Here is a 22,624-nt window from a genome sequence, read left to right as displayed (position 1 = left end):
TCTCATCCATGGTCACAAACACCATAGGTGGGTGAGGCCTTGCTAAGGCTGCCTGACGCTTCGCCAGGAACGAGACACGCCTCGATCGGCCGGCTGGTGCGCGAGCTGGAGGGCACGGGCGACGTCGTCGGCTGCGAGGACGACCCGCCGTGCCCGCTGCGCGGCGCGTGCAGGCTGCGCGGCGCGCTGCGCGGCGCCCAGGAGGCGTTCTTCGCCGCCCTGGACCCGATCACGGTCGAGGACCTGACCGGCCCGCCGACCGGCCCCCTCCTGCTGAGCCTGGGCACCGGCCCCATGGACTGAAACCCCCCGGCCCCATGGGCCGTTCCGCACACCGTTAAATACGCATCTGAAATACATATTTCAGTCGGACGTCAGGAGCCGCCGATGCTGTCCCCCCAGTCGACCGAGATCGTCCGCGCCACCCTCCCTGCGGTCGGCGGCGCGATAGGCGAGATCACCCCGCTCTTCTACGACAAGCTCTTCGCGGACCGCCCCGAGCTGCTGCGCGACCTCTTCAACCGGGGCAACCAGGCCAACGGCAGCCAGCAGCAGGCCCTCGCGGGCTCCATCGCCGCCTTCGCCGCCGCGCTGGTCGAGCACCCGGACGCGCGCCCCGACGCGACGCTCGCGCGCATCGCCCACAAGCACGCCTCGCTCGGCATCGCGCCGGCGCAGTACCCGCTCGTCCGGAAGCACCTCTTCGCCGCCATCGTGGAGGTGCTCGGCGACGCCGTCACCCCGGAGGTGGCCGCGGCCTGGGACGAGGTCTACTGGCTGATGGCCAACGCCCTCATCGCCATCGAGGCCCGGCTGTACGCGGAGGCCGGCGCCCCGGACGGGGACACCCTCGTCCCCCACCGCATCGTCGGCAGGGTCCGGGAGACCGCCGAGGTCACCACCTTCCTCGTCCGCCCGCTCGACGACCGCCCACTGCCCGCGACCCGCCCCGGCCAGTACGTCTCCGTGCAGGTGGAACTCCCCGACGGCGCGCGGCAGATCCGTCAGTACAGCCTCTCCGGCCACCCCGACGACGCCCTCCAGTTCTCCGTCAAGCGCCTCGCGGGCGATCCCGCGGGCGAGGTCTCCCACCACCTCCACGACCGGCTCGGCGTGGGCGACACCCTGCTGGTGAGCGCGCCGTTCGGCGACGTCGTCCTCGAACCGGGCGACTCGCCCGTGCTGCTCGCCTCCGCGGGCATCGGCTGCACGCCGATGATCGGGATGCTCTCCCACCTGGCGGCCGCCGGAGCCGCCCGCCGGGTGATCGCCGTGCACGCCGACCGCAGCGAGTCCGCCCACGCCTTCCGCGCCGACCTCCTGCAGCTCACGGCCAAGCTCCCGGACGCGGTCGCGCACCTCTGGTACGAGGAGCCGGAGGCCGCCCACCCGGCCGACCGCACGGGCCTCGCCGACCTCTCGCTCATCGACATCCCCGCGGGCACCACGGCCTACCTCTGCGGTCCACTGCCCTTCCTGCGCGCCGTCCGCGCCCAGCTCCTGGCGGCGGGAGTGGCGGCCGCCGACATCCACTACGAGGTGTTCGGCCCGGACCTGTGGCTGGGCGACGGTTCCTGACGGGCCGTCGATCTCCGTGGCCGGGCCATCGAATCGTTACCCATGCGTAACTTAACTTGCCATTACCCCGGGTAAGCAACTGAGGTTACCGTCGGGTCACTTCGCATCGGCGTGCGGCGCCCCCATGAACGGGGGCGCCGCACCGACGTCAGGAGAGTGACCGTGCGACACCCTCGGAAGGCCGTGCGCACCACGGCCCTCGGCGCCGCCTCCGCCGCGCTCCTCACCACCACCGCCCTCGGCTTCGCCCCCGCCGCCCAGGCCGCGCCGGACCGCCCCGCCGCGGCGGCGCGGGCGGCCGCGGCGGCCGTCCGCTTCACCGACATCCCCGGCTCCGGGGGCATCACCCTCAAGGGCAACGTCTTCGCCCCCGCGGACACCTCGCGCCGCCACCCCCTGATCGTGTTCCCCACCAGCTGGGCCATGCCGCAGTTCGAATACCTCGCGCAGGCCAAGCAGCTCGCCGAGTCCGGCTATGTGGTGGTCAGTTATACGGCCCGCGGCTTCTGGCTGTCCGGCGGGAAGATCGAGACGGCTGGGCCGCCGGACATCGCCGACGCGTCCAAGGTCATCGACTGGGCGCTCGCCAACACCCCCGCCGACCCCGACCGGATCGGCATGGGCGGCATCTCGTACGGGGCGGGCATCAGCCTGCTGTCCTCGGCGTTCGACAAACGCGTCAAGGCGGTCACCGCGCTGAGCGGCTGGGCCGACCTCAACGAGTCGATCTACGGCGAGCACACCCAGCACCGCCAGGCCGCCGAGCTGCTCGGCGGTCTCGGCAGGCTCACCGGCAGACCGGGCGACGAACTCCAGCGCATCCTCAAGGACTTCCTCGGCAACAACCTCGCCAAGGAACAGGACATGCTGGACTGGGGCACCAAGCGGTCCCCCGCCACCTACCTCGACCGCATCAACGCCAACGGTGCGGCGATCATGCTGGGCAACGCGTGGGGCGACTCGGTCTTCACCCCGAACCAGTACGCGAAGTTCTACGAGCGGCTGGCCGGCCCCAAGCGCCTGGAGTTCCGGCCCGGCGACCACGCCACCGCCGAGGCCACGGGCCTGTTCGGGCTGCCCAACGACACCTGGGAGCACGCCCGCCGCTGGTTCGACCGCTACCTCAAGGGCGAGGCCAACGGCATCGACCGCGAGGCACCCGTCCAGCTCGCCTCCCGCTCCGGCGGTGGCTACGAGCCGTACCGGAGCTGGGCGGACGTCCAGCGGAACGCGCGCACCGTCCGGCTGGACGGCACCCGGACGATCCGCACCGGCGTCGACTCCGGCGCCGACGGGGGCACCGCCATCCTCTCCAACGCCCTGGACCAGTTCCTCAAGGTGCCGCCGCTGGTGTCCGTGCCGCTGCTGCCCCGTTCCTACGCCGCGGTGTGGGAGACCGGCCCGTACGGCAGCGACCAGCACATCCGCGGCGCCGTCCGGGTGCGGACCTCGGTGACGAGCGACAAGGACACCGGGACGGCCGTCGCCTACCTCTACGACGTGGGTCCGCTGGGCATCGGCAAGTTGATCAGCCATGCCCCGTACACCTTCCGGAACGCGGTGCCGGGGCGGGCGTCCGGGGTGGACCTGGAGCTGTTCGCGACGGGGTACGACGTACCGGCCGGGCACCGGCTGGCGCTCGTCGTCGACACGGTGGACCCGCTGTACATCGACCACAACCCCGCAGGCGGGAAGCTGACGTTCACCGCCCCGGAGCTGTCGGTGCCCGTGCGCGACTAGCCGTCAGTCGGCGGGCCGGTAGGTGCCCGGGGCCAGGTAGACCGAGAACCGGGGCGACTCGCCACCCCGGTAGGAGATGAAGTTCTGGGTGCGCGACTCCGGCAGCGGCCGGTCGGACACCGCGTCCAGCACGGCCGCGTACGGCGCCGGGTCCACGCCCTCCGACCGCAGGAACGCGGCCACCCGGTCCCGTGCGGCCGCGTCGTCGTCGTGCACGGGGATCATCGGGACGTACAGCGTGGCCGTCGGCGACTCCCGCCCCGGCCGCAGGGTGAACGTCGTGACCGGCGGCTTCCGCTTCCATTCGGGCGCGTCGTCCGGGCCGTTGACCGCGCGCAGCGCGCGGGCGAAGGAGCCGGGTACGTGGTCGGGGTCGACGGCCGCCTCGGCCTCGATCCCGTCGGCGGTGACGCCGGAGTGCGCCAGGTACACCTGGGTCCGCAGCGCCTCGCCGGGCACGAGGTCCATGGCCAGGGCGACGGGTTCGTGCTCCGGGCCGAACCCGTCGCCGAGGTGCTCGGCCAGGGCGCGCCAGGGGCGTTCCAGTCCGAGGCGCTTCAGGGCCTCCTCGGTGCGGGCGGCGGCCTGTTCCCGGCCGTGTGCCGCCGGGTTGAGGAACACCTTGTAGGCGGGCGGGCCGCCGGGGACCCAGGCCACGGCGTGGGAGACCGAGAAGTAGCCCTGCGGTTCGTCCGGGGTGAACAGTTCCTCGATCCGCCGGTACGGTTCGAGGGAGACGCCGGGGCGGCCTTCGAGCCGCCGGGTGAGGGCCATGCCGTCCCGCATCCGGTCCCGGGCCGGGCCGGTGGGGGACTCCAAGGAGAGCCGGACGCCGGCCTTGCCGCCCGCCCAGGCGACGGAGAGCTCGAAGGGCATGCCGTCGATGGAGACCCAGCAGGCGCGCTCGGGGGGTGTGCCGACGGGGAGTTCGCCCCAGGGCCCGGTGAGCTCCCGCAGGAGGGCGAGGACCGACTCGCGGCTCTCGCCGGTGAGTCCGAGGGCGCGGCGGGCGCGCAGCACCTTGTCGGCGGCGGTCTCCGCGTAGGTGTCGGTGGGCGCGTAGCGGTCGGAGTCGAAGCGCATCGGGCGCCCGATCATCTCGGCTATGACCCCGGTGTCGGGGGTGAAGACGCCTGACGGCCGGGGCTGCCGGGGGCCGTGGCCTGCGGACTCCATGGTGTCTCCCTGTGCGTCGTGACGGAAAAACGAGCGTGATCGTCCCACCGCCGGGCGGGGGCTGTCAGAGCTTTGCCCGACAATTGCCCGCGGGCCCCTTATCGGGCCTATGTTCCGGCCAATGTGCCGCACTTCGCGCGTATGGGCGAGGCGCTCCACCGCGCGCCGGAGCCCGGCCGGAGGTTCGGTCGGGAGGCCCCGGCGGCCTGCCCCGTACGGCCGCCCGTCCTGCGTGTTACCGCCGGTTACGACACGGCTCGGGCAAGGGGGAGCGGAAACGGCCGGATCATGCACGGTGTTGGTCCGCATCACGACGTTCTGCGACATGATCGCTACACATCGTTCGTCGGTTCACGGAACTCGCGGACCGATGTGCCCTGTCCACATGCGGCCAACCGGAGAAAGTCGGCGCCGCCGTGCTCCGGGAAGCCTGTGCAGAGGAGTTGTTGACGCGTGTCCGCACAGCACCACTCCGCCCCATCCCGTACCGCCGCCGGTGCCCCGCTCCCCTCGTCCCCCGCCGACCGTACCGACCCGCCCGAGGCGCTCCCCACGACGCTCCCGGAGGCGTTCGCCCGGCAGGCGGCGCTCACCCCCGACGCGACGGCGCTGGTGAGCGGCCCGATATCCGGGGGCGCGGCGGAAACGGTCCTGACCTACCGCGAACTCGACGCCCTCGCGGACCGGTTGGCCCGCCGCCTGGCGGCGGAGGGGCTGCGGCCGGGCGGCACCGTGGGCGTGCTGATGGACCGCTCGGCGGAGCTGGTGATCTCCCTGCTCGCGGTCGTCAAGTCCGGCGGCTGCTACGTCCCGCTCGATCCGCGGCAGCCCGTCCCCCGGCTGCGCTGGATCCTGGACCAGACCGGCGCCGGCGTCCTGCTGACGGCCGGTCAGGGAGCGGACGCCCGGATCACCGCGGGGCGCCGGGTGCTGCCCGTACAGCCGGACGGGCTCACGGCGGACGACGCGCACGGGCCCGACGAGGCGCGACCCGTCCCCCTGGAGCCGTGCGAGCCACGCCAGTTGGCGTACGTGATGTTCACGTCCGGCTCGACCGGCACGCCCAAGGGCGTCGCCGTCACCCATGAGAACGTGGTCGGCCTCGCCCGCGACCGGGCGTGGCGCAGCGGCGCGCACGGCCGGGTCCTGCTGCACTCGCCGCACGCCTTCGACGCCTCGACGTACGAGCTGTGGGTGCCGCTGCTGTCCGGTGGCGCGGTCGTGGTCGCGCCGCCCGGCGAGCTGGACGCGCGGGCCGTCGAGGCCGCGGTCGCGGAGGCGGGGATCACCGGGCTGTGGGTGACCGCGGGGCTGTTCTCGGTGCTCGCCGAGGAGGCGCCGCAGTGCTTCCACGGGGTGCGGGAGGTGTGGACGGGCGGTGACGCGGTCTCCCCCGCGGCCGTCCGGCGGGTCCTGCGGGCGTGCCCGGAGACCGCGGTCGTCAACGGCTACGGGCCGACCGAGACGACCACGTTCGCGACCTGCCACCGGGTGGCGGACGCGGGCGTGCTGGGCACGGTGGTGCCCATCGGCGCCGCGATGGCGGGGATGCGCGCGGAGGTGCTCGGCCCCCGGCTGACGCCGGTGCCGCCGGGCGAGGTCGGCGAGCTCTACCTCGGCGGCTCGGGGCTGGCCCGCGGCTACTGGAACCGCCCCGGGCTCACTGCCGAGCGCTTCGTCGCCGACCCGCTGGGCGAGCCCGGCGCGCGCCTGTTCCGCACCGGCGACCTGGTGCGGTGCGGCGCCGACGGGGTCCTGGAGTTCGTGGGCCGCAGCGACGACCAGGTGAAGATCCGCGGGTTCCGGGTGGAGCCGGGCGAGGTGGAGGCCGTCCTCGCGGGGCACCCGGGGGTCGCCCAGGCCGCGGTCGTGGTCCGGGAGGACCGGCCGGGGCGGAAGCAGCTCGTCGGCTACGTCGTCCCGGCGGAGGAGACCGGGGACGAGGAGGCCGCGGACGCCGCGGACCGCGTCGGCGAGTGGCAGGAGATCTACGACTCGCTGTACAGCGACGTCGCGCGGGCCCGGTTCGGCGAGGACTTCTCCGGCTGGAACAGCAGTTACGACGGCGGGCCGATCCCGCTGGAGCAGATGCGGGAGTGGCGCGACGCCACGGTGGCCCGCATCCGGGAGCTGCGTCCCCGCCGGGTCCTGGAGATCGGTGTCGGCACCGGCCTGCTGATGTCCCGGCTGGCCCCGGACTGCGAGGCGTACTGGGGCACGGACCTCTCCGGGCAGGTCATCGAGGCGCTGAGCGGGCTGGTGCGGCAGGACCCCGGGCTCGCCGGGCGGGTCGAGCTGCGGGCCGGCGCCGCCGACGACGTCTCGGGCCTGCCCGTCGGCTTCTTCGACACGGTCGTCGTCAACTCCGTGACGCAGTACTTCCCCGACGCGCACTACCTCGCGGACGTCCTGGCCAAGGCCGTCGGACTGCTCGTCCCCGGCGGGTCGGTGTTCGTCGGCGACGTCCGCAACCTGCGGCTGCTGCGCTGCTTCCACACCGACGTCCGGCTCCGCGGGGACGGGCTGCCCGCGGACCCCGCCGCGGTCCGCGCGGCGGTCGAGCACGCCATGGTGCGCGAGAAGGAGCTGCTGGTCGACCCGGCGTTCTTCGCCGAACTGGCCGCCGCCCTGCCGGGTACGGTCGGCAGCGAGGTGCGGGTGAAGCGCGGCCGGTCCGTCAACGAGCTGACGCGCTACCGCTACGACGCGGTGCTGCGCAAGGCCCCCGCGGCGGAGGAACGGCAGCTGCCCGTACGGCTGTTGCCGTGGGGGCAGGACGTCTGCGAGCTCGACGCGCTCGCCGCCCTGCTGCGCGCGGAGCCGCCGTCCGGTGACATACGGCTGACCGGGGTGCCGGACGGCCGCCTCGCACCGGTGGCCAAGGCCGTACGGGCCATGGACGGGGCGGACGGCGAGGCCCGGGTGCGCGCCCTCGGCGGCCGGGACGACGTCGACACCGACGCGCTGGAGCAACTGCACCGGCTGGCGGACGAGCTGGGGCTGCGCGCCTCGGCGGTCTGGTCCGCCGGTGACGAGGGCACCCTCGACGTGGTGCTGACCCCGCGCGCCCCCGGCACCCCGGGCGGCGGCCCCGGGCCGTCGGGCGTGCCGCTGTCGTCCCTGGTCAACGCGCCCGCGGCCGCGCGGGACACCGGTGCGCTGGTCTCCTCGGTCCGCTCCTTCCTGCGCGAGCGGCTCCCCGAGTACCTGGTGCCCACCGCGACGGTGGTCCTGGACACCCTGCCGCTGACGCCGAACGGCAAGGTCGACCGGCGCGGGCTGCCGGAGCCCGGCACCGGCTCCGCCGAGGGCGGCCGGGCGCCGCGCGATCCGCTCGAAGAGCTGCTGTGCGGGCTGTTCGCCGACATCCTGGGGGTGTCCGGCGTCACCGTCGACGACAGCTTCTTCACGCTCGGCGGGCACTCGCTGTCCGCCACCCGGCTCAGCACCCGGCTGCGGTCCGTCCTCGGTCTGGAGGTCCCGGTGCGCAGCGTCTTCGAGACGCCGACCGTCGCCGGGCTCGCCGAGGCCGTGCGCCGGGCGTCGGCCGGGGACCGGCCGCCGCTGGAGCCGACGGTACGCCCCGAGGAGGTGCCGCTGTCGTTCGCCCAGCGGCGGCTGTGGTTCCTCGACCGCCTCCAGGGTCCGGGCTCCGCCTACAACGTGCCCCTGGTCCTCGAACTGGACGGCGAGCTGGACCGGCCCGCGCTGGAGGCGGCGCTGGCCGATCTGACGGCTCGTCACGAGAGCCTGCGCACGGTGTTCCCGGAGACGGCCGGGGTGCCGCGGCAGCTCGTCCTGGACGGCGCGGCCGCGCGGCCGCGGCTGGAGGTGACGGAGGTCGCGGCCGCGGAGCTGGACGCGGCGGTGGCCGCGGCGGTCCGCGAACCGTTCGACCTCGCGACCGAGATCCCCGTCCGGGCCCGGGTGTTCACGCCCGGCCCCGGCCGGTACGTCCTCGCGCTGACGGTGCATCATATCGCGTGCGACGGCTGGTCGCTGGCCCCGCTGTGGCGGGACCTCGCGACGTCCTACGCCGCCCGCCGCGCGGGCACCGCGCCCGACGGACCACCGCTGCCGGTGCAGTACGCCGACTACACGCTGTGGCAGCACCGGCTGCTGGGCGACGAGACCGACCCCGAGAGCCTGGCGGCACGTCAGATCGCTTACTGGACAGGCGTCTTGGACGGGCTGCCCGAGTGCGCCGAACTGCCCGTGGACCGGCCCCGGCCGCAGGTGGCCTCGCACCGGGGCGACACCCTGCACTTCACGGTCGACGCCGATCTCCACCGGCGGATCGTGGAGCTGGCCGGGCGTTGCGGCGCGAGCCCGTTCATGGTGGTGCACGCCGCACTCGTGACCCTGCTGACGAAGCTGGGCGCGGGCCCGGACATCGCGGTCGGCACCCCGGTCGCGGGCCGCACCGACCACGCGCTCGACGGCCTGGTCGGCTTCTTCGTCAACACGCTGGTGCTGCGCACGGACACCTCCGGCAACCCCGCGTTCCGCGATCTGCTCGCCCGGGTCCGGGAGACCGACCTGGCCGCGTACGCCCACCAGGACGTGCCCTTCGAGCGGCTCGTCGACGCCCTCGCTCCGGTGCGCGGCCTCGCCCACCACCCGCTGTTCCAGGTGCTGCTGGCCATGCAGAACGCCCCGCAGGGCGCCCCCGAACTGCCGGGTCTGAGCGTCGCGGAGCGATCCGTGTCCACCGGCGCGTGCCGGTTCGACCTGTCGCTGAGCCTGCGCGAGCGCCAGGGCGCGGACCAGCGGCCGCGGGGCATGGACGGGGTCGCCGAGTACAGCACCGACCTGTTCGACCGGAGCAGCGTCGAACGGCTCGTCCACCGGTTCCTGCGGCTCCTCGACACGGTCACCGCCGACCCCGGCAGGCGGCTCGGCTCGCTGGACGTACTGCTCCCCGACGAGCGCGAGCGGCTGCTGGAGCAGAGCGGCGACGGCACCCCCGGCGTGGCGCTCCGCCACCTCCCGGAGCTGTTCGAGGCGCAGGTACGGCGGACGCCCGACGCGACCGCGCTGATCCACGACGACGGCACGGGACCCGTCCGGACGCTGACCTTCCGGGAGTTGAACGTCCGGGCCAACAGGCTCGCCCGGTACCTGATCGGCTGCGGTGCCGGTCCGGAGCGGTTCGTGGCGATCGCCCTGCCGCGCACACCCGAGTCGGTCGTCGCCACGCTCGCCGTGCTGAAGGCGGGCGCCGCCTATCTGCCGCTGGACGCCGGCTACCCCGCCGCGCGCATCGCGTACATGGCGGAGGACGCCGGGCCGGCGATCCTGCTCACCGACTCCGGCACCTCGCTGCCCGTGCCGGAGTCGGCCGGGATGCGCACGGTCGTCCTGGACCGGGCCGAGACCCGGCGGGCCGTCGGCCTGTGCTGGGAGACGGACGTCACCGACAACGAGCGGCTGCGGCCGCTGACCTTCGACTCGCCCGCCTACGTCATCTACACCTCCGGGTCCACCGGCCGTCCCAAGGGCGTGGTCGTCACCCACGCCGGGGTCTCCGGGGTGGTCGAGGCGCAGCTGCGGCGGTTCGGGGTGACGGAGTCGAGCCGCATCCTGCAGTTCGCCTCGCACAGCTTCGACGGCGCGGTGTGGGAGCTGTGCGGCGGGCTGCTGACCGGGGCCGCGCTGGTGATGGCGCCCGCGGAGGTCACCGCGCCCGGCCCGGGGCTGGCCGCGCTCGTCGAGCGGCACCGGGTCACCCACGCGACGCTGCCCCCGGCCGCGCTGACGGTGATGGAGCCGGGCGAACTGCCGTCGCTGCGGTGGCTGATCACCTCGGGCGAGGCGCCGTCCGGCGAGACGGTCCGCCGCTGGTCGGCCGGGCGCCGGTTCATCAACGGCTACGGCCCGACCGAGACGACGGTGTGCGCGACGCTCAGCCCGCCGCTGTCCGGCGGCGGCACGCCCCCGATCGGCAGGCCCACCGTGGGCGCCCGCGCCTATGTGCTCGACCGCGACCTGTGCCTGGTGCCGCCGGGGGTGCCCGGCGAACTCCATGTGTCGGGCGCCGGGCTGGCCCGCGGCTATCTGCACCGGTCCGGGCTGACGGCGGAGCGGTTCGTGGCCGACCCGTTCGGCGCGCCGGGCGGCCGCATGTACCGGACCGGGGACATGGTCCGCTGGAACGCCGACGGCCAGCTGGAGTTCATCGGCCGGACCGACGGACAGATCAAGATCCGGGGCTTCCGGATCGAGCCGGGCGAGGTCGAGGCGGCGCTGGGCGGCCACCCGGGAGTGGGCCAGGCCGTCGTCGTCCCCCGGAAGGACAGCCGCGGCGGCACGTACCTCGCCGCGTACGCGGTGCCCGCCCCGGACGCGGCGGAGCGGCCGGACGGCCCGGAGCTGCGCTCCTACCTCGGCGGTCTGCTGCCCGGTCACCTGGTGCCGTCCGCGGTCGTGGTGCTGGACCGGCTGCCGGTGACGGCGACGGGCAAGGCGGACCGGTCCGCGCTCCCGGAGCCCGACTTCGGCGCGCTGTCCACGGGCCGGGCGCCGCGCAGCCCGCGCGAGCACATCCTGTGCGAGCTGTTCGCCGAGGTGCTGGGCGTGCCCGAGGTGACGATCGACGACGGCTTCTTCGACCTGGGCGGGCACTCGCTGCTGGTGACCCGGGTGATCAGCGGGGTGCGCCGCCGCCTCGGGGTGGAGCTGCCGGTCCGTACCCTCTTCGAACGGCAGTCGGTGGCGGCGCTGTTGGAGGCCGTCGACGGCCCGGCGGCACCGGGCGGCGGGCCGCGGGAAACCGTACGTCCCGACCTCGCCGCGGAGGCCGTACTGGACCCGGCGGTCTGCGCGGGCCCGCCGGTGGCGAGCACGCGCACGGCCGGGCGGGAGAACGTCCTGCTGACCGGCGCGACCGGCTTCCTCGGCGCGTTCCTGCTCCGCGAGCTCCTGGAGCGCACGAGCGCCGACGTCCACTGCCTGGTCCGCGCCGCCGACGCCGCGCAGGCGGAGCTCCGGCTCCGGCGGAACATGGCGGCGTACGGGCTGTGGAACGAGTTCTCCCGCAGCCGGGTGATCGCCGTCCCCGGCGATCTGGAGAAGCCGCTGCTCGGGCTGGCCCCCGAGCGGTTCGACGCGCTGGCGGGCCTGGTCGACGCGATCTACCACAACGGCGCCCGGGTCAGCGCGGTCGACCCGTACGCCCGGCTGCGGGCCGCCAATGTGTCGGGCACCCAGGAGGTGCTGCGGCTCGCGGCCCGGTCGGGCCCGGTGCCGGTGCACTACGTCTCGACGGCCGCCGTGTCGGTGGGGACGGACGAGCACCTCGACCCGGTGCCCGAGTCCCACCGGGTGCGGCCCGAAGCGGTCATGCCGGGCGGCTACACGGAGAGCAAGTGGGTGGCCGAACAGCTCGTCCGGGAGGCGGGCCGCCGCGGCGTCCCGGTGAGCGTGTACCGGTGCGGGCGGATCAGCGGGGACACCGTGAGCGGCGCGGGCTCCGACCGGGACGTGTTCTGGCAGCTCGTGCGCGCCATGCTCGTCATCGGCGCCGCGCCCCGCCCGGCGGCCGGAGGGCCCGCGCCGGTGGTCGACCTGATCCCCGCCGACTGGACCGCGGCCGCCGTGGTCCACCTCTCCCGCGCCGGGGGCGGCGAGGGCCTCGCGCACCACCTCACCTGCCCCTCCCCCGTCGCCTTCGACACCGTCCTCGGACACCTGCGGTCGTACGGGTACCGGCTGGACACCCTGGACCTCGACGAGTGGACCCGCACGCTCCGGCGGCGGGCCGACGCGGCGGCGGACGGGGACCCGGCGGCGGGCACCCGGCTGCTGGACGCGGCCGTGCTCCTCACCGACACGCTGCCCGCCCTGGCCCGCGTGGGCGGACTCCGCCTCGACCGGACCAACACCCTCGCGGGCCTGGCCGGTTCGGGCCTCGACTTCCCGTCGCTGGACGGCGAGCTGATCCGGCGTTACGCCGACCACTTCGTCGCGTCCGGCTTCTTCCCGCCGCCCGCCGGCGTCTGAACGGCGCGCCTCGTACGCGCCTCGTACGAGAACACCTTCACGCACCCCGTCCACGAAAGGTACGCACCGTGAACAACCCCTGGGACGACACCGAGGGCACCTTCCTCGTGCTGGTCAACGACGAGGGACAGCACTCCTTATGGCCGTCCTTCACCACCGTCCCCGCCGGGTGGACCGCCGTCCGCGGCCCCGCCACCCGTGACGAGTGCCTCGCCTACATCGAGGAGAACTGGACCGACATGCGGCCCAAGAGCCTCGTCGAACACCACGACCGGCTCGCGGAGGTTCGGTCGGCATGAGCGATCACATGAGCGAGCACACGAACGAGCAACAATCGCCCCGCAGCTACCCGTTCAACGAAGCGGTCGCCCTCGACGTCGACCCGCTGTACGCGAAGCTGCGCGCCGAGGAGCCCGTCGTACGGGTCAGCTGCCCTTTCGGCGAAGACGCCTGGCTGGTCACCAGGCACGCGGACATGAAGACGATCCTCGCGGACCCCCGGTTCAGCCGGGCGGTGGCCGCCGAGCACGACGAGTCGCGGCTCACCCCGCTGCCCATCCACACCAGCATCCTGGGCATGGACTCCCCCGACCACACCCGGCTGCGCAGGCTGCTGGCCAAGGTCTTCACCATGCGCCGGGTCGAGCTGCTGCGGCCGCGCATCGAGCAGGAGGCCCACCGGCTGATCGACGGCCTGGTCGCGGCGGGCCCACCGGGCGATCTGATGGAGGGCTTCGCGGTGCCGTTCGCGGGCACCGTGGTCTGCGATCTGCTCGGCGTCCCCTTCGAGGACCGGGAGCAGTTCCGCGGCTGGCTGGACGCCTTCTCCGCCACCACGGTGATGACGGAGGAGGAGGTCGAGGCCGACACCGAGCGGCTGCACGGCTATATCGCCAAGCTGATGGTGACCCGCCGGGCGGAGCCGCAGGACGACCTGATCAGCGCGATGGTCAAGGCGAGCGACGAGGAGGAGAAGCTCTCCGAGAAGGAACTCGTGGAGCTGGCCAGCGTCCTGCTGATCGCCGGGCACGAGACCGTCTCCTCGCAGCTGATCGACTCCCTGCACGTGCTCCTCACGCACCCGGACCAGCTGGCGCTGCTGAAGAGCGACCCGGAACTGATGCCCGGCACGGTCGAGGAACTGCTGCGCTACGTGCCGCTCATTTCCCATGTCACGTTCGCGCGTTACGCGACGGAGGACGTCGAGCTGAGCGGCACGCTGGTGCGCGCGGGCGAATCCGTGCTGCCCGCGATTCCGTCCGCCAACCGCGATGAATCGGTCTTCGAGAACGCGGACCGGTTCGACCTTCTGCGGGAGCACAATCCGCATCTGGGATTCGGTTACGGAATCCACCGCTGCCTCGGCGCCCCGCTGGCCCGGCTGGAATTGACGGTGGCACTGGATTCGCTGCTGAACCGGCTGCCCCGCATGCGCTGCGCGGTTCCCGTGGAGGAGCTGGAATGGAAGGACGGCATGCAGGTGCGCAGTCTGCTGGAGCTGCCCGTCGTCTGGTGACGCCCCGGTGAACGAAGGGGGCCTCCTCGCCGGCGCGAGGAGGCCCCCTCCGGATTCTGATACTTCGTCAGGCGAGCCGCCAGTCCGGGGCGGTGGGGCTGCTGTCCCGGGTGGCGGCGGGGTCCCGGCTCACCACGGGGTCGAGCGCCGCGTCGATCGCGGCCAGCACATCGGCCTCCAGCCGGACCCCGGCGGCCTTGGCGTTGTCGGTGATCTGCTCGGGGCGCGAGGCGCCGAGCACGGCGGCCGCCACGTTGGGGTGCTGGAGCACCCAGGCCAGGGAGAGCTGGGCGACCGTCAGCCCGAGGTCGGCGGCGACGGGCCGCAACTGCTGGACGCGGCCGAGGACATCGTCCGTCAGCCAGTTCGCCAGCACCGGCGAGCCGTCGTTGGAGTCCGTCGCCCGGGACTCCGCGGGCCACTGCTGCCCCGGCAGGTACTTGCCGGTCAGCACGCCCTGGGCCAGCGGCGACCAGACGAGCTGGCCGACGCCGAGCTCCTCGCAGACGGGCATCACCTCGGCCTCGGGCACCCGCCACAGCGCCGAGTACTGCGGCTGGCTGGAGATCAGCGAGATCCTCAGCTCCCGGGCGAGGGCGTGGCCGCGCCTGATCTGCTCGGCGGTCCACTCGGACACCCCGATGTAGTGCGCCTTGCCCGCGTGGACCACGTCGGCGAACGCCTCCATGGTCTCCTCCAGCGGCGTGGAGGGGTCGAAGCGGTGCGCCTGGTAGACGTCCACGTGGTCCGTGCCCAGCCGGCGCAGGGAGTTGTCGATGGACTCGTGGATGTGCTTGCGCGAGAGGCCGAGGTCGTTGCGGCCGGGGCCGGTGGGCGCGAAGACCTTGGTGAGGATCTCCAGCCCTTCCCTGCGCTCGCCTTTCAGCGCCCGCCCGAGGGATTCCTCGGCGCGGGTGTCCGCATAGACGTCCGCGGTGTCGAAGGTGGTGATTCCGGCGTCGAGCGCGGCCCGCACACAGGCGAGTTCCGTCTCCTCACTTCTCGAAGAACTCCGGGTGAGCCAGTTGCCATAAGCGACCCGGCTGACTATCAATCCGCTGCGTCCCAGGTGACGGAAATCCATGTGCTCAGATTAATCACCGGACTTGGGGCCGTCCGGCGGATGCGGAATTCAGTTCTGATGCGGTGTTCCGGCACCGGGCAGCAGCGTCCCGGGCTCGGCGTCGGCGACCTCGACGGCCTCGGTCTTGGGGCTGCGCCGCTGCCGCTTGGCGACCCAGTGGGCGAGCCACGACAGGAGCATGCACATCCCGATGTAGATCGGCGAGATGATCATGACGACGGGGATGAACGGCAGCCCGTAGTCGAGATTGCTGGCGATCAGCTTGCCCGCGTGCAGGAACTCCTCGTAGGTGATGAGGAAGCCCAGCGAGGTGTCCTTGAGGGCGACGACGAGCTGGCTGATGATCGTGGGCAGCATCGCCCGGAGCGCCTGCGGCACCAGGACGTAGCCCATCACCTGGGTCTTGCGCATGCCCAGGGAGTACGCCGCCTCCCCCTGGCCGCGCTCGACGGAGTTCACGCCCGTGCGGAAGACCTCCGCGAGCACCGAGCCGTTGTAGAGGGTCAGGCCGGTGACGAGGGCGGGCAGCGGCTGCACCTTGAGGGCCACGAACACGAAGAAGATCATGACCAGTACGGGCATGGCCCGGAAGAACTCCACGAGCAGGGTGGCGACCCAGCGCACCGGCCGGTGCGCGGACAGCCGGGCCGTGGCGAGCACCCCGCCGAGCGCGACGGAGAGCACCGCGGCGTACGCGAACGCCTTGAGCGTGTTGCCGAGGCCGCGCAGCAGCAGTTCCTGGATGCCCTTGTAGGTGAAGGGGTCCCACTTCTGCGCCGTGAACTGGTGGGTGTCGAAGAGGAGATAGACGATCCAGGCGACGATGGCGAGGATCGCGGCGGTCGCGGCGAGGCCGTAGACCAGGTGTCTGCGCCGGGCGAGCGGACCGGGGACGTCGTAGAGCGCGGTCGTGGTCATCGGGCGACTCCCCAGCGCTTCTCCAGCACGTTGAAGACCGCGCTGATGGACAGGGTCACGATCAGATAGCCGACGGCGATCCAGACGAAGGACCAGATGATGCTGTAGCCCAGCTCGTTGAGGGTCTTGTAGGTGCCGAGCAGCTCGGTGACGCTGAACGACCCGGCGATGGCCGAGTTCTTGGCGAGCGCGATCAGCGTCGAGCCGACCGGCGGGATGACGGAGCGGAACGCCTGCGGCAGCACGACGGAGCCGAGCGTCTGCCCGAAGGTCATGCCGAGGCTGCGGGCCGCCTCCCCCTGCCCGGTCGGCACCGTGTTGATCCCGGAGCGCACGGCCTCGCAGATGAACGCCGAGGTGTAGCAGCCGAGGGCGAGGACGGCGAAGAGCTGGAAGGGCAGGACGACGCCGAACCGCGGCAGTCCGAGCAGCACGGCGAAGAACAGCAGGGTGAGCGGGGTGTTGCGCAGCACCGCCACCCACACCGCGCCGAAGACCCGCAGCGAGCCGACGGGCGCGACGCGGAAGGAGGCCATCACGAAGCCCAGGACGAGGGCCAGGACGGAGGCGTAGACGGTGAGTTCGACGGTGCCGAGCAGTCCCTTGCCGTAGAGGGACCAGTTGTCGGTCAGGACGTTCATGACGTGCTCCCGTAGCGGTCGACGGCCGGGGGCCGCGGGGCGGGCACCCCGGAGAGACCGAGGGTCGCGTCGTACGCCTTCTTCCAGTCGCCGTTCTTCTCGTGCTCCTCGATGGCGTCGTCGAGGGCGAACCGCAGGGCGTTGTCGCCGCGGGGCACGCCGATGCCGTAGGGCTCCTTGGAGAAGGGCTTCCCGGCGATCCTCAGCTCGTCGGGGGCCTTCGCGGCGAAGCCCATGAGGATGGTGTCGTCGGTGGTGACGGCGTCCACCTGGAGGCTGAGGAGGTTGTCGACGCAGATCGAGTAGGTGTCGTAGGCGACGGCGATCGCCTTGGGGTAGTCCCGCTGGATGCGCTGGAGCGGGGTGGAGCCGGCGGCGGAGCAGACCTTCTTGCCCGCCAGGTCCTGCGGCCCCTCGATGCCCTTCTCGTCCTTCCGCACGAGCAGCGACTGCCCGGCGATGTAGTACGGCCCGGCGAAGCCGACCTGTCTCTTGCGGAGGTCGTTGATGGTGTAGGTGCCGACGTAGTAGTCGATCTGGCCGTTCTGGAGAGCGGTCTCGCGGTTGGCCGAGGCGATGGTGCGGAAGCGGACGGTCTTCGGGTCGAAGCCGAGGGAGGCGGACATCATCCGGGCGATCTCGATGTCGTAGCCGGAGTAGACACCGGTCGCGGGGTCCTTCTCGCCGAGGTAGGGCTGGTCCTCCTTGGCGCCGACGACGAGGTGGCCGCGGTTCTTCGCGGCCCGCCAGGTCGGGGAGTCGGGCAGCTGGAAGCCCGTGTCGACGTGGTAGACGGGGAGCTGGTCGGCCTTGGGGCCCTTGACGGGCGGGCTGCCCTCCTTGCCGCAGGCGGCGGCGAGCAGGGCGAGCGCGGCGAGGGCCAGGGCCGCGGCCGTACGACGGAGGCGGGGCCGGGGGCGGGGGCGGGGCATCGAGGTCACCGGTCCCTCCCTCAGTGCTTGAGGATCTTGGAGAGGAAGTCCTTGGCCCGCTCGCTCTCGGGTGCGGTGAAGAACTCCTCCGGGCTGCGGTCCTCGACGATCCTGCCGTCCGCCATGAAGACCACGCGGTTGGCGGCCGAGCGGGCGAAGCCCATCTCGTGGGTGACGACGACCATGGTCATGCCGTCCCGCGCGAGCTGCTGCATCACCTCCAGCACCTCATTGATCATCTCCGGGTCGAGGGCGGAGGTCGGCTCGTCGAAGAGGAGCGCCTTGGGGTCCATGGCGAGCGCGCGGGCGATCGCCACCCGCTGCTGCTGGCCGCCGGACAGCTGGGCGGGGTACTTGTCGGCGTGGGCCAGCAGGCCGACGCGCTCCAGCAGTTCGCGGGAGCGCTTGTCGGCCTCCTCCTTGCCGCGCTTGCGGACCTTGAGCTGGGCGAGGGAGACATTGGCGAGCACGGTCTTGTGCGCGAAGAGGTTGAAGGACTGGAAGACCATGCCGACCTCGGCGCGCAGCCGGGCGAGTTCCCTGCCCTCCTCGGGGAGGGGATGGCCGTCGAGGGTGATCGTGCCCGACTCGACGGGTTCGAGGCGGTTGATGGTCCGGCAGAGGGTGGACTTCCCGGAGCCGGACGGGCCGATGACCACGACCACCTCACCGCGGCCGACGGTGAGATCGATGTCCTTGAGGACATGCAGCTTTCCGTAGTGCTTATTGACGTTCCGCAGTTCGATCAGAGGATCGACGGCCATACCCAGCCCTCTCGCTGTCCCGCGGTGGACACACGCTATCGGCGCACATTACCGCCCTTGCGAGCGGTTTGCCGGAATAGCGCCGCATGTGCGCGTTTCACCCGAAGCTGCGCCCCGGCGCGGCCGGGCGGCCCGGCGTCATGGCCTAGGTACGCAGACCGGCCTGGGTACCTAGCCTGTACAGCGTCGGAGGGCATCAGGGGGAAGGAGCCGACGGTGGGCGACAGCAGGCCCGTCTACCAGCGCATCGCGGACGATCTGCGCCGCCGCATCGACGAGGGCGGGCTCGCCGTGGGGGACCGCATCCCCTCGCGGTCCGAGCTGAAGCGCGCGTACGCGGCCAGCGACCAGACCGTGGACCGCGCGGTGCGCGTACTGAAGGCCGCGGGGTACGCGGAGGGCCAGTTCGGGCGGGGCGTCTTCGTCACCGACCGCGTGCCGCTGGGCAGTCTGCTGCGCTCGACCGGCGCGGTCGACTCCCCGTTCGCCGCCCGGATGACGGCCAGGGACACCGCGCTGACCTGGGAGGCGTCGTCCAGTGAGGCGGCCGCCTCCGAGCGGGTCGCCGAGCGGCTGCGGATCGGGCCGGGCGACCGGGTGCTGTGCACCCAGTACGAGTACCTGGCGAACCGGCACCCCGTGCAGCTCGCCACCAGCTGGGAGCCCCTCGCCATCACCGAGGGCACCGACGTGGTGCTGCCCGAGCGCGGGCCGTACGCCCGCCGCGGGGTGCGCGGCCGGCTGGCGGCCATCGGCATCCGGGTCGTCCGGGCGCAGGAGCTGGTGGGTTCGCGGCCCGCGACGACCCCGGAGGCGGAGGCGCTCGGCTGTGCGGCGGGGCAGTGCGTCACGGTCATCGAGCGCACCCACTTCGACGGGGACGGCCGGGCGGTGGAGACCTCCGACATCGTGGTCCGCGCCGACCGCTGGCGGCTGGAGTACGACATCCCGTTCGTCACCTGAAGCCCCTTGGCGGGGCCGTCAGTTCTCGGCGAGCTCCGCGTACAGCTGGGACAGCTCGGGCGCGCCGTCGGCCGCCCAGCCCTGGCCCGCCTCGACCACGTCGATGTCCCGCCCGTTGGCGAGCCTGACCACCGGCTGGCCGTCGGGCCGGATCCACCAGCCCGCGCCCTCGACCGTGCGGACGACGACCGTGCCCAGGTACAGCCCCGCGTCGTTGCCCAGCCAGGGCAGCAGCTCCGGGTCCTCGCGCCAGCGCGGCTGGAGCTGGTCCAGCGCCTCCAGGGACATCGGCGAGTCGTCGAGCTCGGCCCCGGCCGACTGCGCGTGCGCGCGCAGCAGTTCGCACTCCGACAGCAGTTCGGCGAGGCCCTCCGGGTCCCTGTCGACCGCGTCCGCCAGGGCCACGCCGTGCGCCGGGGCGTGGCGCTTGCGCCAACTGTCCAAGAAGGGAATGTTCATACCGGCAAGGATCGCACTCGTACGGATGGCCCCACCACAGGCGCGCGGTCACCCGACGTGGCCGGTTGGCCTCCTTGACGTCCCCCAGGTGTCTCCTTAGCTTCATCCCGCCACATTCAGAGCGGGGAACGCTGGGAGGCATGAGACACATGCTCCGGACATCGAGGCTCGGCGGGGAACGGCACAGACGGTGGACGGCCGCCGGGGCCGTGGTGGTGGGGGCGGTCTGCGCGATCGCCGTCGCACCCGTCCCGGCGGGCGCCGTCACCGCGCAACGCGACAGAGAGCCGCTCCCCTTGGAGCGGCTCTTCGACAACACGGCGGTCGGCGAGAATGCCCGGCCGGGCGACGCGGACTTCGACGGAGCGGGCGACGCGCTCTCCCCGCAGGACCTCAGGGCCGCGGGCTGGACACCGGGACGCACCCTCACGATCGACCGCTCCCCGCTGCGCTGGCCCGGCTCCACCGCGGGCAGGCCGGACAACGTACGGGCCGCGGGCCAGGCCGTGCGGCTGAGCGGCCGGGGCGAGGCGCTGTCCTTCCTCGTCGCGGGCAGCACGTCCGACGGGCCCGGCGGGGACGTCACCGGGACCGGGACCGTCCGCTACCGCGACGGTTCACGGAGCGGCTACCGGCTGACCGCGCCCGACTGGCGGAGCGGCCCGCTGACGACGAAGGCCGTCGGACTCCCCCACCTCGTCACGCCGGACGGGCCCAGGGCGGAGACCACCCGGCTGTACGCGGTGACGGTCCCGGTCGTGCGCGGCCGGGAGATCGCGTCGGTGGTGCTGCCGGAACGGCCGGGGCCGGACAGCGACCTGCACGTCTTCTCGATGGCCTTGCGGGGTCCCACGAACGGGTGGACCGGAAGCTGGGCGGCTTCACCTTCGGGTTACGCGGCGTTGGGGCCGTGGACCGACCGGACACTGCGGCTGGTCGTGCACGGCAGCGCGGGCGGACCGCGCACCAGGATCCGGCTGGAGAACACCTTCGCACCGCGCCCGGTCCGGATCGGGCACGCCACCGTGGCGCTCCGGGGCCGCGGCGCGGCGGCGGCCGGACGCCCCCGGGAGCTGACCTTCGACGGCCGGGCCGGCGCGGAAGTCCCGGCGGGTGCCCAGCAGTTCAGCGATCCGCTGGGGTTCCGGGTGCCGGAGGGCGCCGACCTGCTGGTGAGCCTCCACCTGCCGGGCACGGTGCGGGCCCTGCCGGTGCACAGCTACACCAACCAGGTGTCGTACATGACGGGCGACGGCGCCGGTGACCGCACGGGCGACGGCGGGGACGGCGCGTTCACCGGGAAGCTCGACTCCTGGCCGCTGCTGACCGGGGTGGACGTCGGTGACGGCGCCGGGTCCGTGGTGGCGCTCGGCGACTCCATCACCGACGGCGAGCGGTCGACGCCGGGCGCCAACGGGCGCTGGCCGGACCTGCTGGGGCGGCGGCTGCGCGGACAGCACGCGGTGCCCAGGTTCGGGATCCTGAACGAGGGGATCTCCGGGAACCGCGTGGTGACCGACCGCTACCCGGGCGACAACACGAGCACGATCCTGAGCGGGGTCAGCGCGGGCCACCGGCTGGAACGCGACGTCCTGGCGCAGACGTCGGCCCGCACGGTCATCGTCTTCGAAGGGGTCAACGACATCCGGGCGGGCACGACGGCACAGCAGGTGATCCCCGCGCTGCGGGCGATGGCGGCGCGGGCGCACGAGCGGGGCATGCGGTTCGTGGCCGCGACCATCGCGCCCTGCGGCGGCTTCTACGACTGCACCGCGGACGCGGAGGCGCAGCGCGTCGCCATCAACCGGCACATCCGGGCCAACGGCGGCGCCTACGACGCGGTGCTCGACTTCGACGCCGCGATCCGCGACCCCCGGCAGCCGGACCGGATGCTGCCCGCCTTCGACGGCGGCGACCACCTGCACCCCAATGACGCGGGGATGCGGGCCTTCACCGACTCGGTCGACCTGCGCAAGCTGATCTGACCTGGCCGACGGCGGCGAGGGCAGGGGCGGGGACGGGGACGGGGACGGGGACGGGGACGCCGCGGGCTAGACGTCCAGGTCGACGACGACCGGGGCGTGGTCCGAGGCGCCCTTGCCCTTGCGCTCCTCACGGTCCACATAGGCGTCCTTGAACGCCTTGCCGAAGGGGGCGTTGCCGTAGACGAGGTCGATGCGCATGCCCTTGTTCTTGGGGAAGCAGAGCTGGCGGTAGTCCCAGTACGTGTACGGGCGGTCGTACTTCAGCGGGCGGGGCACGACGTCGGACAGGCCGGCGTCGCGCAGCGCGGCGAGGGCGGCGCGCTCGGCGGGGGTGACGTGCGTGGCGCCCTCGAAGACCGCCGGGTCGTAGACGTCCTCGTCGGTCGGCGCGATGTTGAAGTCGCCGAGCACGGCGAACGGCCGCTCCCCCGCGGCGTCCGCGGCGACGGCGTCGCGCAGCGCCTCCAGCCAGCGCAGCTTGTAGGCGTAGTGGTCGTGGCCCACCTCGCGGCCGTTGGGCACATAGACCGACCAGAGGCGCACTCCCCCACAGGTCGCGGAGATCGCGCGGGGCTCCTGCGCCCCCTCGTACTCCGGGCCGCCGGGCAGCCCGGAGACCACGTCGTCGAGGCCGACGCGGGAGACCAGGGCCACGCCGTTCCACCGGCCGGTGGCGTTGACGGCCGCCTCGTAGCCGAGCTCGCGGAGCTCGGCGAACGGGAAGGCGTCCTCCGCGCACTTCGTCTCCTGTATGCACAGCACGTCCGTGCCGGTGCTCTCCAGCCAGGCCAGCAGCCGCGGGAGACGGGCGGTGATCGAGTTCACGTTCCAGGTGGCGATGCGCATGGGCCAACCCTAACGGCCGGG

15 protein-coding genes and 1 pseudogene are annotated in these 22,624 nt (G+C 73.1%); 8 read left to right on the top strand and 8 right to left on the bottom strand.

Annotation, left to right across the window (positions count from 1 at the left end; translation table 11 throughout):
* Positions 1-72: 72 nt before the first annotated feature.
* From ACWD4A_RS11900 to ACWD4A_RS11890, 3 genes and pseudogenes are all read left to right on the top strand, one after another.
* A pseudogene (locus ACWD4A_RS11900) lies at positions 73-303 on the top strand (Rrf2 family transcriptional regulator); the annotation flags it as partial.
* 84 nt (positions 304-387) lie between these two features.
* Entirely contained in the window at positions 388-1,578 is a 1,191-nt protein-coding gene (locus ACWD4A_RS11895) for a globin domain-containing protein (RefSeq protein ID WP_451192608.1), read from the top strand.
* Between the two features lie 162 nt (positions 1,579-1,740).
* Positions 1,741-3,318, top strand: coding sequence for a CocE/NonD family hydrolase (locus ACWD4A_RS11890; RefSeq protein WP_451192605.1), 1,578 nt, complete (start codon positions 1,741-1,743; stop codon positions 3,316-3,318).
* Positions 3,319-3,321: 3 nt separating this feature from the next.
* Here ACWD4A_RS11890 and ACWD4A_RS11885 read toward each other — a convergent pair whose 3' ends face one another.
* The gene (locus ACWD4A_RS11885; RefSeq protein WP_451192603.1) at positions 3,322-4,494 is read right to left on the bottom strand and encodes a tryptophan dimethylallyltransferase family protein; all 1,173 of its coding nucleotides are present in this window, start codon (positions 4,492-4,494) and stop codon (positions 3,322-3,324) included.
* 453 nt (positions 4,495-4,947) lie between these two features.
* Between ACWD4A_RS11885 and ACWD4A_RS11880 the strand changes: the two genes are divergently transcribed.
* The 3 genes from ACWD4A_RS11880 to ACWD4A_RS11870 all read left to right on the top strand — a co-directional run bounded on the left by ACWD4A_RS11880 (position 4,948) and on the right by ACWD4A_RS11870 (position 14,011).
* Positions 4,948-12,495, top strand: coding sequence for an amino acid adenylation domain-containing protein (locus ACWD4A_RS11880; RefSeq protein WP_451192601.1), 7,548 nt, complete (start codon positions 4,948-4,950; stop codon positions 12,493-12,495).
* A 68-nt stretch (positions 12,496-12,563) separates the two neighbouring features.
* Entirely contained in the window at positions 12,564-12,794 is a 231-nt protein-coding gene (locus ACWD4A_RS11875; protein ID WP_451192598.1) for an MbtH family protein, read from the top strand.
* Positions 12,791-14,011: a cytochrome P450 gene (locus tag ACWD4A_RS11870; RefSeq protein WP_451192595.1), complete on the top strand. Its 1,221-nt coding sequence runs from the start codon at positions 12,791-12,793 to the stop codon at positions 14,009-14,011. Before ACWD4A_RS11875 ends, ACWD4A_RS11870 begins: the two co-directional genes overlap by 4 nt.
* 67 nt (positions 14,012-14,078) lie before the next feature.
* Here ACWD4A_RS11870 and ACWD4A_RS11865 read toward each other — a convergent pair whose 3' ends face one another.
* Genes ACWD4A_RS11865 through ACWD4A_RS11845 form a run of 5 tightly spaced genes read right to left on the bottom strand, consistent with a single transcriptional unit; the run spans position 14,079 to position 18,350 of the window.
* Complete coding sequence (locus tag ACWD4A_RS11865; RefSeq protein WP_451192592.1) at positions 14,079-15,095, bottom strand: aldo/keto reductase family protein; 1,017 nt, start codon at positions 15,093-15,095, stop codon at positions 14,079-14,081.
* A 48-nt stretch (positions 15,096-15,143) separates the two neighbouring features.
* Complete coding sequence (locus tag ACWD4A_RS11860) at positions 15,144-16,013, bottom strand: amino acid ABC transporter permease (RefSeq protein ID WP_451192589.1); 870 nt, start codon at positions 16,011-16,013, stop codon at positions 15,144-15,146.
* Positions 16,010-16,654: an amino acid ABC transporter permease gene (locus tag ACWD4A_RS11855; protein ID WP_451192586.1), complete on the bottom strand. Its 645-nt coding sequence runs from the start codon at positions 16,652-16,654 to the stop codon at positions 16,010-16,012. The genes ACWD4A_RS11860 and ACWD4A_RS11855 overlap by 4 nt, the downstream gene beginning before the upstream one ends.
* Positions 16,651-17,586 (bottom strand): glutamate ABC transporter substrate-binding protein, encoded by a 936-nt coding sequence (locus tag ACWD4A_RS11850; RefSeq protein WP_451192619.1) that lies wholly within the window; start codon positions 17,584-17,586, stop codon positions 16,651-16,653. The genes ACWD4A_RS11855 and ACWD4A_RS11850 overlap by 4 nt, the downstream gene beginning before the upstream one ends.
* A 20-nt stretch (positions 17,587-17,606) precedes the next feature.
* A complete protein-coding gene (locus tag ACWD4A_RS11845; protein ID WP_451192583.1) occupies positions 17,607-18,350 on the bottom strand; it encodes an amino acid ABC transporter ATP-binding protein in 744 nt (247 codons plus the stop codon).
* Positions 18,351-18,566: 216 nt separating this feature from the next.
* On the opposite strand from ACWD4A_RS11845, the gene ACWD4A_RS11840 reads away from it, so the two are divergent.
* The gene (locus ACWD4A_RS11840; RefSeq protein WP_451192581.1) at positions 18,567-19,313 is read left to right on the top strand and encodes a GntR family transcriptional regulator; all 747 of its coding nucleotides are present in this window, start codon (positions 18,567-18,569) and stop codon (positions 19,311-19,313) included.
* Between the two features lie 18 nt (positions 19,314-19,331).
* Here ACWD4A_RS11840 and ACWD4A_RS11835 read toward each other — a convergent pair whose 3' ends face one another.
* Positions 19,332-19,772, bottom strand: coding sequence for a DUF6278 family protein (locus tag ACWD4A_RS11835; protein ID WP_451192579.1), 441 nt, complete (start codon positions 19,770-19,772; stop codon positions 19,332-19,334).
* A 149-nt stretch (positions 19,773-19,921) separates the two neighbouring features.
* On the opposite strand from ACWD4A_RS11835, the gene ACWD4A_RS11830 reads away from it, so the two are divergent.
* Positions 19,922-21,757 carry an SGNH/GDSL hydrolase family protein gene (locus ACWD4A_RS11830; RefSeq protein WP_451192617.1) on the top strand — a complete coding sequence of 612 codons (1,836 nt, stop codon included), beginning with the start codon at positions 19,922-19,924 and terminating at the stop codon, positions 21,755-21,757.
* A 66-nt stretch (positions 21,758-21,823) separates the two neighbouring features.
* On the opposite strand, the gene ACWD4A_RS11825 is transcribed toward ACWD4A_RS11830, so the two are convergent.
* Positions 21,824-22,603 carry an exodeoxyribonuclease III gene (locus ACWD4A_RS11825; protein WP_451192576.1) on the bottom strand — a complete coding sequence of 260 codons (780 nt, stop codon included), beginning with the start codon at positions 22,601-22,603 and terminating at the stop codon, positions 21,824-21,826.
* Positions 22,604-22,624: the final 21 nt, after the last annotated feature.

It is taken from the genome of Streptomyces sp. NPDC002537 (assembly GCF_053594975.1).
The sequence above is the reverse complement of the archived record's forward strand: the minus strand, read 5'-3'. Positions and strand labels throughout refer to the sequence as shown.

What these genes read in the sequence shown, in the direction of transcription:
- ACWD4A_RS11895 (WP_451192608.1), top strand. Translation starts at nt 388, where the DNA reads ATGCTGTCCCCCCAGTCGACCGAGATCGTCCGCGCCACCCTCCCTGCG.
- ACWD4A_RS11885 (WP_451192603.1), bottom strand. Translation starts at nt 4,494, where the DNA reads ATGGAGTCCGCAGGCCACGGCCCCCGGCAGCCCCGGCCGTCAGGCGTC.
- ACWD4A_RS11870 (WP_451192595.1), top strand. Translation starts at nt 12,791, where the DNA reads ATGAGCGATCACATGAGCGAGCACACGAACGAGCAACAATCGCCCCGC.
- ACWD4A_RS11865 (WP_451192592.1), bottom strand. Translation starts at nt 15,095, where the DNA reads ATGGATTTCCGTCACCTGGGACGCAGCGGATTGATAGTCAGCCGGGTC.
- ACWD4A_RS11860 (WP_451192589.1), bottom strand. Translation starts at nt 16,013, where the DNA reads ATGACCACGACCGCGCTCTACGACGTCCCCGGTCCGCTCGCCCGGCGC.
- ACWD4A_RS11855 (WP_451192586.1), bottom strand. Translation starts at nt 16,654, where the DNA reads ATGAACGTCCTGACCGACAACTGGTCCCTCTACGGCAAGGGACTGCTC.
- ACWD4A_RS11850 (WP_451192619.1), bottom strand. Translation starts at nt 17,586, where the DNA reads ATGCCCCGCCCCCGCCCCCGGCCCCGCCTCCGTCGTACGGCCGCGGCC.
- ACWD4A_RS11845 (WP_451192583.1), bottom strand. Translation starts at nt 18,350, where the DNA reads ATGGCCGTCGATCCTCTGATCGAACTGCGGAACGTCAATAAGCACTAC.
- ACWD4A_RS11835 (WP_451192579.1), bottom strand. Translation starts at nt 19,772, where the DNA reads ATGAACATTCCCTTCTTGGACAGTTGGCGCAAGCGCCACGCCCCGGCG.
- ACWD4A_RS11830 (WP_451192617.1), top strand. Translation starts at nt 19,922, where the DNA reads ATGCTCCGGACATCGAGGCTCGGCGGGGAACGGCACAGACGGTGGACG.
- ACWD4A_RS11825 (WP_451192576.1), bottom strand. Translation starts at nt 22,603, where the DNA reads ATGCGCATCGCCACCTGGAACGTGAACTCGATCACCGCCCGTCTCCCG.